Origin of the sequence: Edwardsiella ictaluri ATCC 33202 (assembly GCF_000264785.1) — a bacterium.
GTDB lineage: Bacteria > Pseudomonadota > Gammaproteobacteria > Enterobacterales > Enterobacteriaceae > Edwardsiella > Edwardsiella ictaluri.
The window spans coordinates 1-15066 of sequence record NZ_AFJI01000076.1 but is presented as its reverse complement, the minus strand read 5'-3'; the positions used below and the strand labels follow the sequence as shown (position 1 = coordinate 15066).

At 57.5% G+C, this 15066-nt stretch carries 12 protein-coding genes; 4 read left to right on the top strand and 8 right to left on the bottom strand.

All coding sequences use genetic code 11. The annotated features are described in order from the left end of the window. Positions 1-6: 6 nt before the first annotated feature. The 5 genes from motB to EIEH_RS11060 all read right to left on the bottom strand — a co-directional run bounded on the left by motB (position 7) and on the right by EIEH_RS11060 (position 5282). Positions 7-1011, bottom strand: a complete 1005-nt coding sequence (motB, locus tag EIEH_RS11085) for a flagellar motor protein MotB (protein WP_035609574.1) — start codon at positions 1009-1011, stop codon at positions 7-9. After that, on the bottom strand, positions 1008-1913 hold the full coding sequence (motA, locus tag EIEH_RS11080) for a flagellar motor stator protein MotA (protein WP_015870803.1): 906 nt from the start codon (positions 1911-1913) through the stop codon (positions 1008-1010). The genes motB and motA overlap by 4 nt, the downstream gene beginning before the upstream one ends. Before the next feature lie 152 nt (positions 1914-2065). Beyond that, positions 2066-2647 (bottom strand): flagellar transcriptional regulator FlhC, encoded by a 582-nt coding sequence (gene flhC / locus EIEH_RS11075; protein ID WP_035609571.1) that lies wholly within the window; start codon positions 2645-2647, stop codon positions 2066-2068. A gap of 1 nt (position 2648) precedes the next feature. Then, entirely contained in the window at positions 2649-2996 is a 348-nt protein-coding gene (flhD, locus tag EIEH_RS11070; RefSeq protein ID WP_015870801.1) for a flagellar transcriptional regulator FlhD, read from the bottom strand. A gap of 1551 nt (positions 2997-4547) precedes the next feature. Beyond that, complete coding sequence (locus EIEH_RS11060; RefSeq protein ID WP_015870799.1) at positions 4548-5282, bottom strand: helix-turn-helix transcriptional regulator; 735 nt, start codon at positions 5280-5282, stop codon at positions 4548-4550. A gap of 433 nt (positions 5283-5715) precedes the next feature. On the opposite strand from EIEH_RS11060, the gene EIEH_RS19960 reads away from it, so the two are divergent. From EIEH_RS19960 to EIEH_RS11050, 3 genes are all read left to right on the top strand, one after another. Next, positions 5716-5841, top strand: a complete 126-nt coding sequence (locus EIEH_RS19960; protein ID WP_015870798.1) for a hypothetical protein — start codon at positions 5716-5718, stop codon at positions 5839-5841. 177 nt (positions 5842-6018) lie between these two features. Continuing rightward, complete coding sequence (locus EIEH_RS11055) at positions 6019-7767, top strand: penicillin-binding transpeptidase domain-containing protein (RefSeq protein WP_015870796.1); 1749 nt, start codon at positions 6019-6021, stop codon at positions 7765-7767. A 387-nt stretch (positions 7768-8154) separates the two neighbouring features. Continuing rightward, a complete protein-coding gene (locus EIEH_RS11050) occupies positions 8155-9768 on the top strand; it encodes a phosphoethanolamine transferase (protein WP_015870795.1) in 1614 nt (537 codons plus the stop codon). A gap of 51 nt (positions 9769-9819) precedes the next feature. On the opposite strand, the gene EIEH_RS11045 is transcribed toward EIEH_RS11050, so the two are convergent. The 3 genes from EIEH_RS11045 to EIEH_RS11035 all read right to left on the bottom strand — a co-directional run bounded on the left by EIEH_RS11045 (position 9820) and on the right by EIEH_RS11035 (position 13621). Continuing rightward, positions 9820-10398: a hydrolase gene (locus tag EIEH_RS11045; RefSeq protein ID WP_015870794.1), complete on the bottom strand. Its 579-nt coding sequence runs from the start codon at positions 10396-10398 to the stop codon at positions 9820-9822. 139 nt (positions 10399-10537) lie between these two features. Next, the gene (ansP, locus tag EIEH_RS11040) at positions 10538-12004 is read right to left on the bottom strand and encodes an L-asparagine permease (RefSeq protein ID WP_015870793.1); all 1467 of its coding nucleotides are present in this window, start codon (positions 12002-12004) and stop codon (positions 10538-10540) included. 282 nt (positions 12005-12286) lie between these two features. Next, positions 12287-13621, bottom strand: coding sequence for an AppA family phytase/histidine-type acid phosphatase (locus tag EIEH_RS11035; protein ID WP_015870792.1), 1335 nt, complete (start codon positions 13619-13621; stop codon positions 12287-12289). A 625-nt stretch (positions 13622-14246) separates the two neighbouring features. On the opposite strand from EIEH_RS11035, the gene EIEH_RS11030 reads away from it, so the two are divergent. Next, positions 14247-14843: a cytochrome b/b6 domain-containing protein gene (locus EIEH_RS11030; RefSeq protein ID WP_015870791.1), complete on the top strand. Its 597-nt coding sequence runs from the start codon at positions 14247-14249 to the stop codon at positions 14841-14843. The last annotated feature ends 223 nt before the right edge of the window (positions 14844-15066 follow it).

The following is a 15066-nucleotide window of genomic DNA, read 5'->3' as shown; positions in this document are numbered from 1 at the left end:
CACAGGTCACCTCTTATCTATCGCGCTCGGAATTTTGACGTGGTCGTTCATTGGCGCCATCGGCGTCGGAGTCGGAATCAAGGGTGTTACCGCCGGTTGGCCGCTGGCGGCCCCGATACGCTGCCACTGCTCCGGAACCGTCGGCTGACTCATATCAATAGCGTCGCCACCCTCTGCATCCTCGCGTTCAATCCGATCCTGGGTGGCTTTATTCAGCACCAGAATACTGATTCGGCGGTTTTCTGCGGCATTACCAGCCATATTGTGCAAATTCATGGTATCTGCCATACCCACCACGCGCAGGATCTTATTGCTGTCCAGACCACCGGCCATCAGCTCACGCCGTGATGCATTGGCCCTGTCTGCCGACAACTCCCAGTTACTGTATCCCTTTTCACCATTGGCATACGGCAGATCGTCCGTATGCCCGGACAGGCTTATCTTGTTCGGCAGTTCATTCAGAATCGGCGCAATCGCCCGCAGGATATACCGCATATAGGGCTCAACCTGGGCGCTGCCGTTCTTGAACATCGGCCGCTTCTGGCTGTCGACAATCTGAATACGCAGCCCTTCATCCGTCATGTTGATCATCAGGTGCGGGCGCAACAGCTTCAGGCGTGGATCGCTGAGGATCAGCTGCTCCAGACGCTCGCGCAGGCGCTTCAGGCGCATCTGATCGGTACGCGTCTTCGGATCGGGATCTGCGGCAAACTTACGCACCTCGCCCTCTTTCCGCGTCACATCATCGCCACCACCGGGGATCGGGCTAAAGCTATCGCTGGATCGCTGTCCCCCGCTCAGGGCAACCTTCAACGGGGTACGAAAATATTCGGCGATGCGGGTCAGCTCCTGCGGGCTGGCGATCGCCAGCAGCCACATCACCAGGAAGAACGCCATCATGGCGGTCATAAAATCGGCATAGGCTATCTTCCAGGAACCACCATGGCTGGCCTGAGCGTGACTGCTGCGTTTCTTTTTGACCAGAATGACCGGTTGTTTACCGCCCTTCATACTTCGTCTTCCGTTGCCGCCTGTTCCGTTGCCGCCTGTTTCGCCGGGTATTTCACCTGACGCACATGCTCTTCCAGCTCAAGAAATGACGGTCGCTCGGTGGAGTACAGTGTCTTACGGCCAAACTCCACCGCAATCTGCGGGGCATAGCCGTTCAGACTGGAGAGCAGCGTCGTCTTAATGCAGTGCATCATTTTGGCGGTTTCGGCGCTCTTCTGACGCATCAGCGAAGCCAGAGGGGAGATAAATCCATAGGCCAGCAGGATACCCAGAAACGTCCCGACCATGGCATGGGCGATCAGCGCCCCCAGCTCTGCCGCGGGGCGATCGGCCGAAGCCAGGGCATGTACAACCCCCATCACCGCCGCTACGATACCGAACGCCGGCAGAGAGTCACCGACCGCCGCCAGGCTGCCGGCCGGCACCTCGGCCTCCTGTTCGAAGGTCTCGATCTCTTCGTCCATCAGGGATTCGATCTCAAAGGCATTCATGTTGCCGCTGATGATCAGTCGCATATAGTCGGTAATAAACTCAATGAGTGTGTTATCGGCAATCAGACGGGGATAATTAGAAAAAATTTCGCTCTCTTTAGGATCTTCGATATCACGCTCCAGGGTCAGCATGCCCTGCTGACGCGATTTGGCCAGAAGCTGATACATCAGCCCCATCACATCCATATACAACGCCTTGTTGTACTTAGAGCCGCGGGCAAGCCTGGGCAGGGTTCGCAGCGTCGACTTAATCGCCTTGCCATTATTGCCTACGATGAAAGCGCCGATGCCCGCTCCCCCAATAATCAATAACTCAGATGGCTGATACAACGCTCCCAGATGGCCCCCAACAAGCGTGTAACCGCCAAAAACCGCGATTAGCACAACGGCATATCCCAGTAGAATCAGCACGTGAATTCCTTACATGATCGGAGTGAACAGTCGGATGTAATCTGCCGGCCCAGGGCCGGAAAGAAGAAGGTCGATGACAGAATGTGCCCGAAGACAGCGCACGGTAGCATTGACGCTGTACCGCACGCTACTGGGCTGATTGCCTCAATCAGTTACACCACACGTTTCTCTTGCTCACCGAGCAAGTGTGGAAAGATATCGGCAGGATTCTCAGAAAGTTTACGTCTTTTTATCGCCCGCGACGGCGGTTGGCACAAACTACAGACAAAACTGTGCAGCGGCTGATGAGCATGGGTAATAAAGCTACCGTCACAGCTGTTGCAGTGGGCCGATTCCAACATGCCGCTCTCGACGAAGCGCACCAGCGTCCAGGCACGTGTCAGCGCCAACACCGGCAATTCGCCGTCCGCCGGCGGACACTGCTCCAGGTAGAGTTTGTAGGCGCGGATCACCGCCTCTACCCCGTGGCAGGCGCCGCTGGTCAGCATAAACGCATAAATATTATAGAACATGGAAGAGTGGATATTCTGCTCCCATGTCATAAACCAGTCGGTGGAGAATGGCAGCATCCCCTTCGGCGGCGGACTGCCGCGCAGCTCCTTGTACAGCTTGATCAGGCGTCCCCGGCTCAGCTGGGTTTCGCTCTCCAACATCTGCAGACGCGCCCCCAGAGAGATAAGTTCCATCGCCAGCTGTATGTCGCGTGCTTCCTGAATGATGCTTTTTTCGCTCATTTCAGCCCCGTTTCCCCGAATCATTTCCATCTGCCGACAGCTGCTGAAGCAGGTGGCTGGACAAAAGAATTCCGGTATGAATCTGTTGCAGATCGTCCACACGTGACTCTTGGGTCAAGCGTTGGATGGTCTGATGATCTTCAAAGCGAAACTGGCACACCAACTGATTGGTTTCAGCCAGTTTTACCATCTGTGGCAGCGTCAGCTGAACCAAGGTTTCCGCCATGTCTGCGTCAATCCCCAGCCGAAACATGGCAGAGGCTTTGTCGTCATGAATTAATCGCTGTGCTAATAACAAATATGACAAGTTGATGTCATAAATATGTTTAAGTATTTCCGAGGTACTCATTATCTCACCCTGCTTGACTCAATCGGCCAACACAATGAAACGTACCTTTACTATAACTGCGCGAGGCGCAGGAGAATGAGGTACCTGATAACCGCTCAACTAATGTGAAATGAAGCATAACGGTCATGTTTGCTGCGTGTTATATGACCCGACGTTGTACTTTTGATATACAAATGGAGGTTAGGCACCCTAGGGGTGAATAACAGACGGCATTAAGACGATTCTTAAAGCAGCGCAACTCTACCCCTGAATGGCCGAAATGTACAACGAGGCAAGGTGTCAAATTTGAGAAAAACGTGATCCAAATCACAAAAAGTGGCGGGAAAAGTATGACATTTGCCGAATTAGTTCATATTTTAACCTAATGAGAAATCTGCGCTGGCTATACGTTTAACTTTTTGAATAGCAAGAAAAATAATTGTAGGAAAAATAAACTATTTTTTACAGTTTTGGATTTTAATGTTGTGTTAATGTATATCCATAGGTTTAAACACTGAATAAATTTAAACAATCACATGAAAAACTAAACGCTGAGCAAAACCATAGAATAAAAATAGATAGCCTTGATGGACGGAGTCGTTTCATAGAATATTTCCTGAGCTACACTCTGATATATATCAATTAATGCGGAGATCTCCATTCCATCGCCAATCCTCTATTTCTCTTTTATTCAGTAATATCGATATAACTATTCAACGGGTTTATTCGAAATATTCATCATTAAATATAATAAATTACACTACGTACTGAAATTACACATAAGGCTAATGGTTTTTATGACCAAAAGTGCACATGGCTGCTTTTAGTACCAGTAGGCTCAGGAGGAGCATGTCAGGCTGTGGCCTACCCCGACGCGCTATGCCGATGTTAACCACACACCAACGGATACGACCGATCCCACCGGGGAAAGCGTATTCCCCCGCCACGACTGGGGAGCCCCGCAGATATTCAACTTTGATTACTATAATCCCACCCACATTCTGTTTGGCGGCGGGCGCATCGCCGATATTCCGCAATCTATTCCCGTCGGAGCGCGCATTCTGCTCACCTACGGCGGCAATAACGCCCACCAGTGTGGCTACCTGGATGGAGTTCGTCGCGTACTGGGGCCACGCATCGTCGCTGAGTTTGGTGGCATCGAGGCCCCCCTGCAGGAGACGCTGCTGAAGACGGTATAGAAGGTGCGCGAACAGCGCATCGATTTTCTGCTGGCCATCGTGGCGGCTCGGCGATCGACGGCAGCAAGTTTATCGCCGCCGCGGCGTACTGTCCGGGCGATCCCTGGGAGATGTGGCGCAGATCGCCTCGGCCATCGGGCACACCGAGCGCTGCTTCAGCGATATGGGGATGCCGAACTGGCTCAGCGCCTGTGGTCGCCATTATCGATAACCTGCGCCGTTTTCAACTGCTGTCGCTGGGGGAGCGGCAGCATATTGATGAGACGGTGGCCCGCCGTATTCTGACTCCGAGCGACTGAGTCCGTCGGTACGGGGGACGTTGTGATAGACGCCACATTGCCTGCACCGCGCATTGTATACGGTAGAAAGCGCGTTAACGCAGAGAGCTCAGCGGCGTCCGCCCCATACCGGCGTGCTGCCGGTGCCGCGGTAAGCAGGGAGCATGCACCGGGTTATCGCTCATTGCGCTGAGAAACCGCAAAAACTCCGGCTTACTGGCGAATGCCAGTTTCTGCATGATGCAGCGCTGGCGATAGTTAACGCTTTTATGATGGATCCCAAGGTAGCTGGCGACCTGATAGTTATCGCCGCCGCGGCTGCGGATGGCCACCACCTTCCACTCGTGAAACGACATGCCGGCCACCTCAGGCTGTGCCTGCATCTTGCGTATCATCCGCGGGCTGAGATGCGCCTGACGCTGCGCACGCCGGTAGGCCTCGGCGAGACGGGGCAGTGGCTCCCGCTTGGAGATCAGGCTCACCTGCCCCAGGCTGTGAACGGCCGCCAGCACCGCCGGATGGGTAATATCCGTCATCACCGTAATCCGCAGCGACGGACGATAGGCGCGAACGCGCATCAGCGCCAGCAGCGCATCGATGGGCGTATCATCATGGGTATACAGCTCGGCGATCACCTGGTCGACCTGCCGTGTGGCGATTGCCTCCGCCAGGTGGGCATAGCGCGTTTCATGTAATATCCGATCGTCAGAAATAATATGCTGCGCCAGACTGTGATAAAAAAAACGATCGCAGTCCATCACCAGCGTCACCCGGCGATCTGTATCCGAAAGCGGAGACTGGTGAGCGAAACGATCCTGTACTGCTGTCATTGCCTGGCACTCCTTCCCACGCGTTGGCCCTCTCTCTGGCTATCACCGTATCGCGATGATGACAATCCGGCGCGGATAATTATCCTCCATTCAAGGTGCCGATTGCTATTTGGGGAATTCGAACAACTTGATAAATATTTTCAGTTATCTCTGCGATGATTTTCCTGCTATGTTAATTTTTAGGCTGGATTCATCGTACGCGGATTTTTCGAAGTCAATATATCCCGTGAGGTGCGCAGTTATTCCGCATAAACCGGCGTGGTGTAGCGCCTCTCCCCGGTGAATTACCCGGTTGATACTCCCGCCGCAGTGACGACGGCGCCAGGTTAATAACAATTTTGTTACCATGACGCAATAAATACGCTCAACTGATCGCAGTGATTTTCGCCACAGGTCTCATAGGCACCCCCTCCTTGGCCAAGGCGGCATTCCCATGATCCGCGTCATCCTGCTGGATGACCATGTCATGGTAAACTCCGGGTTTATACTGCGCCTGATCCTTAAGACAAACCCGGAGTTCACCGGGCTATTTCGCCGCGCGGCGGCAGCGGCCGTATGACGGTGTCAATATCAGAGCACTGCCTGTGGAGAAACTCCGGTGTTGTTTTTTACGGCTATTTATTTCAACTTTGGCTTTATTACGTATAAATGTTTCACCACCCAAATCCATTCCATCAGCTAATTTATAGTGTTATCAATCGTCATCATTTTATTATTCTTCGTTGTAGACTACTTTATGCGTAAAAAAAGCACTCAAACAGGAAAGGTCAACTATTTTACAGGCCGTTTTGTGCTGATTTACATCGGCATTGGCGTTTTTCTGTTATTACTGCTGTTGCGCGTTGGCTATTTGCAGCTCATGAAGCAGCCCCAGCTGGAAAAAGAGGCCGATCAGCGCTCGCTGCGCGAGCTGGTCACCCACCCGCTGCGCGGCACCATTACCGATCGTAACGGACACCCTCTGGCGGTCAGCGTCGCCTCTAACGATGTGATCGCCGACCCGGTGCGGGTACTGGAGCACGATCCCCAGCTCAGCAGTGCACAGTGGCGCTATCTGGCCAACGCGCTGTCGCAGCCGCTGGAGAGCGTCCGTGACAAGATCTTGCAAAACAGCCAGCGACGCTTTATCTATCTGGACCGCCAGATCGAGGCCGGGATCGCAGACTATATCACCAAGCTGCATATCCCCGGCGTCACCACCCCGGACGATTCCAGCCGCTACTACCCGATGGGGGAGGCGGCGGCGCCGCTGATCGGCATCGTGGGGCTCGATCAACAGGGGCTGAACGGGATCGAGCACGGCTTTAACAGTCTGCTGCAGGGCAAGCCGGGCTACCGCCTTTACCGTAAGGATCGCTATGGCCACGTGGTCGGCCTGATGGAGGACGATCCGGCCCGGCAGGCGCCAACACTTCCCCTGAGCATCGATCGCTATATGCAGTACGCGCTCTACTCCCACCTGCGCGACGGGGTGTTGCGCAATCAGGCCGACTCCGGCGCCGCCGTGCTGGTGGATGTGAATACCGGCGAGATCCTCGGCATGGCCAGCTATCCCTCCTTTAACCCCAACAACTACCAGGGGGTAGCCCAGCAGGATATGCGTAACGTCGCTATCTCCGACAGTTTTGAGCCGGGATCGACGGTGAAGCCGCTGGTGGTGATGGCCGGTCTGCAGCGCCACCTGATCCGCCCGGACTCCGTCATCGATACCATGCCGTATCCGGTTAACGGCCACCTGATCCGCGACGTCGGCCACTGGTCACGCCTAACCATCACCGGTATTCTGCAAAAATCCAGCGATATCGGGGTATCCCATATCGCGCTGGCCATGCCCGCCGATGTGCTGGTCAACCTCTACCATAACTTTGGGCTCGGGGTCTCCACCGCACTGGGCATCAGCGGCGAGAGCGGCGGCTATTTCCCGCTGCACCGCCAGCGTTGGTCTGACATTGAACGCGCGACGTTCTCCTTTGGCTATGGCCTGCGTATCACCCCCCTGCAAATGGCGCGGGAGTATGCCACCATCGGCTCCTTTGGCCTGTTCCGCCCACTCTCGATCACCAAAGTCACACCGCCGGTGATCGGTACCCAGGTGATCGACGCCAACATCGTCCGCACCGTGGTACATATGATGGAGAGCGATGCCCTGCCGGGCGGCAGCGGCGTGGCGGCGGCGGTTCCCGGCTATCGTCTGGCGATCAAGACCGGTACCGCAGAAAAGATGGGCAGCGACGGGAAATACGACGGCGGCTACATTAACTATACCGCCGGCGTGGCACCGGCGAGCAATCCGCGCGTCGCCCTGGTGGTGATGGTGAACCACCCGACCGCCGGTAAGCACTTTGGCGGCTCGGTAGCCGGGCCTATTTTTGGCCAGATCATGGGCGATATACTGCGCCATATGAATATTGTGCCCGATGCGCTGACCGATCAGGCGATTACCCTCAACCGCAATTCGACCGGCGCGCAACGGCCTGGCACATAAGATTTCTTTATCTTATAATTAACATATGACAGGAAAAATGGCGCCTGTTGCCGTTTCTGCACGGCGCTCGGCTGGCGCCCACCTGTAGGAGATGAGGGGCCTGACGCCCCTGTCGACATATGCGCCTGTCCCCGATGGCAAGGGCGCACATGTTTATCGGACTCAGCCTAATATATTTGTTTTGTTTATCATATATTGTATGCCGGATATCTGTTGCTATTCGCTCCAGCTCAGATTATCTTCAGGCTGCCAGTCCGGACCGAATCCGATACCCCGGATCCCCCTTCCAGCGGCAGCTCTGTCGTACACCCTGCCCTCTCGCCAGAGCGTGGAGGGATTCATCACGGTAAACCGGGATCACCAGCGCATCTTGTTCAGAAAAAAACCATGAAGCCAAAAGAATTACTGTTACGCGCAAAAGAGGGCTGCGGCGAATTGTTGACGCCATACCCGCTGCTTTACGTTATCCTCTCCACCCTGATTAACCGGGGGCTGGGCTATCATTTCAGCTTGATCTATGCGCTGGGACTGGCTGCTATTTTCCTGCTGCTGGCGCACTACCTGCCACGAACGCAGCGGGTTCTGCTGCTGATCTGTACCCTGGTCGCCGGATTCTACTACCCGTTTGGCCGGGTCTTTGGCCCACCCAACTTCAACTCGGTGCTGGCGCTCTACTCCACCAACCCGGAAGAAGCCGGCGAGATGGCGCAGATCTTCCCCTTCTGGGACTACCTGATCGCCCTGTTTATCCTGCTGCTCGGCGGCGTCCTGGCGTGGCGGGGGATACCGCGTGAAAAATCCTGGGGGTTGCCCAAGACGCTCTACCTGCTGCTCGCCCTGTGCGGCCTGTTGCTGACACCGGTCACCAACCTGAGCGCCGGTGGCGAGTTCCGTCTGAGCGACACCGGCTATCCGGTCGCACGCTTTATTAAGGATACCGCCAACGGCACGCTGGAGGTCGATCGCGAGATGGCCCGTATGCAGACGCTCTCCTCTGTCGCCGACAGCTGGCACGTCACCTCGGTCAAGCCCAGGCATCAGATCTATGTGCTGGTGATTGGCGAAAGCGCACGCCGCGATGCGCTCGGCGCCTTCGGTGGCAAGTGGCCCACCACCCCCTTCGCCAGCCAGGTCAACGGTATCTTCTTCAACGACTATATCTCCGCGGCGCCCTCGACCCAGAAATCCCTGGGCCAGACGCTGAACCTGGTGCGCAACGGACAGGCCGAATATCAAAACAGTATCATTACGCTGGCGCAGAAAGCCGGTTTCCGGACCTTCTGGTTCTCCAATCAGGGGCAGCTGGGCAAATATGACACCATCGTCGCCAGCATCGCCAAGCGGGCCGATGAGGTTCACTTCCTCAAGCAGGGCGACTTTGAGGACGGAAAATCCACCTCCGATCTGGATCTGCTGAACTTTACCCAGCAGGCGCTGGACGCCCCCGCAAAGGGGCCGAAGCTGATCGTCTACCATCTGATTGGCTCCCATCCCCAGGCCTGCGATCGCACCAATAACCACTTTACGACCTTCGTCCATACGAAGGAGACCTCCTGCTATCTGTACAGCATCACCCAGACGGACCGGTTTCTGAGTGAGCTGTACGGCCAATTGAGCAAGAGCGGGCAAAACTTCTCCATGATCTACTTCTCCGATCACGGTCTGGCCTTCCATGAAAAGGGTTCACGCAGTGAGTTTCTGGCGCATCACGACCGCTACCGTCAGAACTATCAGGTACCGCTGATGATCCTCTCCAGCGGTGACGAACGCCGTACCGTGATCAGGGCGCGCCGTTCAGCCCATGATTTCCTGCATCTGTTCTCTGACTGGACCGGGATCAAGAGTGGGGAGATCGTCGATCGTTACCGCTTTATCTCTGGCCAAAAAGCCATTCCGTCGAAGGTGATGGTGCAGAACTTCGCCCTGAAGCAGGTTCCCTATGATAAGCTGGAGAACGATCCGTTTCTCGTCCAGGACTCCGCGGCCCAGCGCCATCAGTAAACGTCCGTCCGCGCTGCGCGCGCTCCCGGCGCAGCCCGTAACCTACGGGTTTTATCCCTCCTTTCCCAGCGCGGCCAACAGCGCCGCGCTGTGTGACACCCGGGCGATGCGCGGGAAAATGTAGCGGAAGCTGTGACGGTGTTGGACCTCATCCGCCGCCGCGCAGAGATCCTCTGCAATCCATAGCCCATAGCCATGCTCCCAGGCGCTGCGCGCCGTCGATTCGACCCCGATATTGGTCGAGATCCCCCCGAGCACCAGCGTATCAATACCGCGACGGCGCAGCTGCAGATCCAGATCGGTGCCGTAAAAGGCCCCCCACTGATGCTTAACGATCTGAATATCCTGCGCCTGTGGCGTCAGCGCCGGCGGATAATCCCACCAGTTATCCGCCAGCGTCCCCCCCGACGCCGGCGCATCGACCGGCTGACGCAGGGCATCGGCGCCAGAGGCGCTCCATCCCACGCGAACCAGGATCACCGGCATCGCCCGGGCGCGGAACGCCGCCGCCAGCGTGGCCGCACGGGCAACCACTGCGCTGCCGGTATAGGGCGCAACAGCGACGGGCAGGATCCCCTGCTGTAAATCGATCAGTACCAGGGCCGTCGTGGCCGGATCAAGCTGTAGCATCATGATGCTCCTTAATGGCAGTCAGCGCGGCGATCGACGCATCGCCACCGGTAGCTCAGTGTAACTGAGGCCGTGGTGGGATGCGTCTCACCCGCCCGCCATTGTGTTAGCAAATATGAGCCGGGCACGCAGCCAGTATTCATTGCCCGGCCTCGCAGTCGGCGGGCAGAGCCGACACGTCACCCTGCTGTTCGCAGCGGTGCAGCCCGCGCCAGCCCAGTGCCAGCAACAGCACCAACAGCGGCAGCGTGGCGACCGTCCAGGTCCCGTTCGGATAGTCACAGGCCATCAGCACCACGACCCCCAGCAGAAATGCCAGCGTCAGCCAACCGGTAACGGGGGCGCCGGGCATCCGGAAGGCCACCGGTTTGGCTCGCCCGGCGCGGATCGCCTGGCGCAGCTTCATCTGACAGACGATGATAAATGCCCAGGAGGCGATGATCCCCAGCGAGGCTACGTTGAGCACGATCTCGAATACCCGGCTCGGCAGCAGATAATTAAGCACCACGCCCACCATATACAGGGCGACGGTGGCCAGGATCCCGGCGTACGGCACCGCCTGGGCGCTCATCCGGGCCATAAAGCGCGGCGCCGAACCGCCCATCGCCAGCGAGCGCAGGATCCGACCGGTGCAGTACAGCCCGGAGTTCAGGCTGGAAAGCGCCGCCGTCAGCACGACCAGGTTCATCAGGCTGCCGACGTAAGGCACGCCCAGCCGGGAGAAGAAGGTGACAAACGGGCTCTGACCGGCCTGATAGACATTCCACGGCAGCAGGCAGACCAGCAGCAGGACCGAGCCGACGTAAAACAGGCCGATACGCCAGATAACGCTGTTGATCGCCCGGGGTACCAGGCGCTGCGGATCGCGGCACTCACCGGCGGCGGTACCGACCAGCTCGATCGAGGCGAAGGCAAAGACCACCCCCTGGATCAAGACCAGCGCCGGCAGCACGCCGTGTGGAAACAGACCACCGTTATCGGTGATCAGATGCAGCCCGGTCGGACTCCCCGCCAGCGGGCGACCGCTGCCCAGATACAGGGTACCGACCAGCAGAAACAGAACGATAGCCACCACCTTAATCAGGGCAAACCAGAACTCCATCTCGGCAAACCACTTCACGCCGATCATATTCATGGTCGCGACCAGCGTCAGCGCCATCAGGGCAAAAAGCCACTGAGGCACCCCGGCAAAGGCGCCCCAATAGTGCATATACAGCGCTACCGCGGTGATATCGACGATGCCGGTCATCGCCCAGTTGAGAAAATACATCCATCCGGCCACGTAGGCCGCCTTCTCCCCCAAAAACTCCCGCGCATAGGAGACAAAGCTGCCGCTGGCCGGGCGATGCAGTACCAGCTCACCCAGTGCGCGCAGAATAAAAAACGAAAACAGCCCGCAGATCAGATACACCAGCGCCAGTGAAGGCCCCGCCGCCTGTAGGCGCCCACCGGTGCCCAGAAACAGTCCGGTGCCGATGGCACCACCGATGGCGATCATCTGGATCTGCCGCTTTCCCATCCCCTTCTGGTAACCCGCCTCATGGGCATCCAGCGCACGCCGCTGCCGGTCTGCCTGCGCCTCTGCGCCCTTACCCTGTAAATTCATTCTTCAATAACCTATTTTCTGTCTGTTTGTCATGCCCCGCCCCGGGATTATCCCGCTGCGCGACACGCCGTGCCCCAGGCCTCTCTGAGCCCGTGTATCCACATGATTTACGTTAAAAAATCAGAAGGAGCGACAGCCTACCCTGTCGGCCTGCATTAGGCAAAAAAGCCCGATGCAATCGGTGGAAAAAGCGGCACGGCAGGCGGTGCACCGGGTACTGCGGAAAGGGGGGCGCCAAACCACCGCGGGAGGGCGCCGCCGCTGCCGGACGGCGGGCCGGGCTTACTCCATTGCGTTTGTCGCGCCGTCGGGCACCGGCAGACACGCCGGGATCAGGCGGGAGGAGAGCCACTGGCTGAAGGCATCCAGTGGACAGAGGCCATCCGCCATCTCCCCCCGGCATCCCGGCAACGCCAGGGTCATCTGATGCGGCGGCAGCGGCAGCGTCAGGCGGCTCTGCCGGCGCAGCTGCGCCAGCGACTGGTAGACCACGCTCACCCGCACCCAGGCGCGACCCGTGCTGTCGCGCCAACGCTCAAAACGCAGTTCGCCGCCGGGCGGCGTATTATCCGGCTGTCCGGGCAGGCTCCACGGCGTTTGCAGCAGGCCGGACAGATTGGCCAGATTGGTATCATGGCCGACCAGCAGCAGCAGGCGGTTCTGCGCCGTTAATCCCGGCAGGCGCGGCGTCTGCCCGTGCAGCGCCTGCAGCACGGTATACATCAGCGGCGTCCCGCGATGACGGGCGATATAGTCGGTACGCGACAGCAGATCAAACTGAAGGTTATGCAGCTGGAGCAACGACCGCCACTGCGCCGGGGTGGCGATACGCCCCCAGGCCGGCTGCGCCATTCCCTGCGCCTGCTGCAACAGAAACATCTCCGCCAGCGTCGCAGAGAGGCCCAGAGCGCCGCGCAGCGCGATGGCGCCGTGAGCGTCCATGTGCAGCCGGGTTGGCATGGTCCGGGCGAGGGTACACACCCCATCGCCGCTGCGCCGCTGGCAATAGGGCGACGACGCGAAATGCAGCACCCGCGCCATCTGCGCCAGCGCGGTGCCATAACGGTGATTGAGCGCGGCCAGCGGCATACCGGCCTGCGCTTCAATCGCCCGGCGCGTGCGGGCCTTATCCAGTCGACAGAGGCCCGCCTTGACCGGATGAAACAGGGGATCGCGCTGAGACACATCAGGCCGGTGATGGATGGCGACAGCACAGCCCGGTGCCAATCCCTGCAGAAAAGCCGCGCCGGTTTTACGCGTACGCTGATCCACATCGGTCCAGGCATAGACCCACCCTGCCGGGGGACACCCCTGTGCGGGCAGCAGCCCCTCACGGCTCAACTGCTGCCGATAATAGGCGCCGAGCAGGGTCACCAGGGACGCTCCGCGCGGCGTAAGATCACCCAGTGGCACCGGCCATACCGGCCACCCATCCGGGGTGACCTCACGGATCAGCGCCGGCATTTTGGTCGGCGCCCGTACGCCGTGGCGGCTGACGATCACCACCCTCTCCAGATGGCGTACAGGGTGCGCTGCCTCCGCCGCCTTCAGCGGCAGGGGAAATAACAGCGTAAGCGATACGGGGAATAACCAACGGCTCAGCTCGCACCAGCGCATTTTTGCCTCCAAGGCATAATTTCGACAAGATTTGGCCATGCTGGCCTATTTGATTCAGTGTAAATCCCACCGTCCGATTATTCCGCCCGGGCGGTAAAAAGTCCCTCCACCGAGGCGACCAGCGCAAAAAATAAAAATGGTTATTATTCCTATCGCCATTTTTATTAAAAGCCACCGCGTTCGGTAGAACCAATATCCTGTCCGTAGCCTGCATATATAGCGAAAAGTGCGGAGAAAGGGTTCGGGAAATACGCACTGTTCGAGCGTTAACCATGAATAAAACCGTAGTTTAATCGGTCAAAAACACTATGTAACAGAGGAGTGAATAAATCCGCTGGTTAACATTATTCATGCTGACTATAGTAGAAAGGCCGGTATGATTAGGCGGCCCCGTAACGGATGGCATCGCGCGACGACGCGCATGCACAGCTACGGCACACGGCCCGGTATTACGGCTCCTGGTCTGTATGCGCGGGTGCAGATAGCGACTCCCCCGGCACGTCGGTATTTCTCCCCTGCACACTCCGGCAGGTAACACGCGGCGCTCCATGAAATAACACCTTGGCACCGCGACGGCACGCCAGCGTAATACCCGGATAAAAATATAAAACAGAAGGTAACCATGATGTCTCGTCTCTCCACCTTATTCCCACTGTTCTGGCGTTATCTCGGCACTTACCAGAAACCCTTTCTGCGCGTGCTGCACTTTATTATTATGCTGCTTGTTATCGTACAAATTCTCACCAGCAATGGGATGGGATTCAATCAACAACAGCAGATTCGGCCCGGGCTGAGCTACGATATTTTTACCTGGATGCATATTGGTATCGGTCTGCTGATGGTGCTGCTGACGCTGGTACTGACCCTGTACAGCCTCTCTACGCGCGGACTGCGTTACTTTTTCCCCTACCTGTTCGGCGACGTCAGCCAGCTGAAAACCGACATCGGGGATATATTTAAAATGCGCCTGCCGGGCACCGCTCCACAAGGCATTGCCACCTGCGTTCAAGGGCTGGGACTCGGCGCCCTGCTGCTGGTGGTGCTCTCTGGGCTGGTGTGGTTTGTCCTGTGGCGCAGCGGCTCTGCATGGACCGGCGATGCCAAATCCATCCATAAGACCCTGACGGGGCTGATCGAAGTCTATCTGGCCGGCCACGGTTTTATGGCGCTGCTGCACTTTATCCTGTGGCTGCGCGAACCGGCACAGCGTCAGCGCAGCTAGCCTGCAACACCGATGGCCGCGGCGGCGAATGAATTGAAAAGCCCCGGCCCTTATGTCATCCTCACAGATCCAAATTCAGGGTAATTAACGTGATGAATACAAAACAGTTAACGCCACAAGAGAAAACCTTGGCCGATGAGCTGGCGCTGGAGCGGGTCTATGCCATGAACAATGATGAGTACCTGCTGCAGCGCGTGGATGAGAAAATCCACCGGTTGGAGGG

Excerpts from the sequence above, each read along its gene's own strand:
- EIEH_RS11050 (WP_015870795.1), top strand. The coding sequence starts at position 8,155 with ATGAAGCCAAAAGAATTACTGTTACGCGCAAAAGAGGGCTGCGGCGAA.
- EIEH_RS11030 (WP_015870791.1), top strand. The coding sequence starts at position 14,247 with ATGTCTCGTCTCTCCACCTTATTCCCACTGTTCTGGCGTTATCTCGGC.
- EIEH_RS19960 (WP_015870798.1), top strand. The coding sequence starts at position 5,716 with ATGATCCGCGTCATCCTGCTGGATGACCATGTCATGGTAAACTCCGGG.
- EIEH_RS11060 (WP_015870799.1), bottom strand. The coding sequence starts at position 5,282 with ATGACAGCAGTACAGGATCGTTTCGCTCACCAGTCTCCGCTTTCGGAT.
- EIEH_RS11045 (WP_015870794.1), bottom strand. The coding sequence starts at position 10,398 with ATGCTACAGCTTGATCCGGCCACGACGGCCCTGGTACTGATCGATTTA.
- ansP (WP_015870793.1), bottom strand. The coding sequence starts at position 12,004 with ATGAATTTACAGGGTAAGGGCGCAGAGGCGCAGGCAGACCGGCAGCGG.
- flhD (WP_015870801.1), bottom strand. The coding sequence starts at position 2,996 with ATGAGTACCTCGGAAATACTTAAACATATTTATGACATCAACTTGTCA.
- flhC (WP_035609571.1), bottom strand. The coding sequence starts at position 2,647 with ATGAGCGAAAAAAGCATCATTCAGGAAGCACGCGACATACAGCTGGCG.
- motB (WP_035609574.1), bottom strand. The coding sequence starts at position 1,011 with ATGAAGGGCGGTAAACAACCGGTCATTCTGGTCAAAAAGAAACGCAGC.
- EIEH_RS11055 (WP_015870796.1), top strand. The coding sequence starts at position 6,019 with ATGCGTAAAAAAAGCACTCAAACAGGAAAGGTCAACTATTTTACAGGC.
- EIEH_RS11035 (WP_015870792.1), bottom strand. The coding sequence starts at position 13,621 with ATGCGCTGGTGCGAGCTGAGCCGTTGGTTATTCCCCGTATCGCTTACG.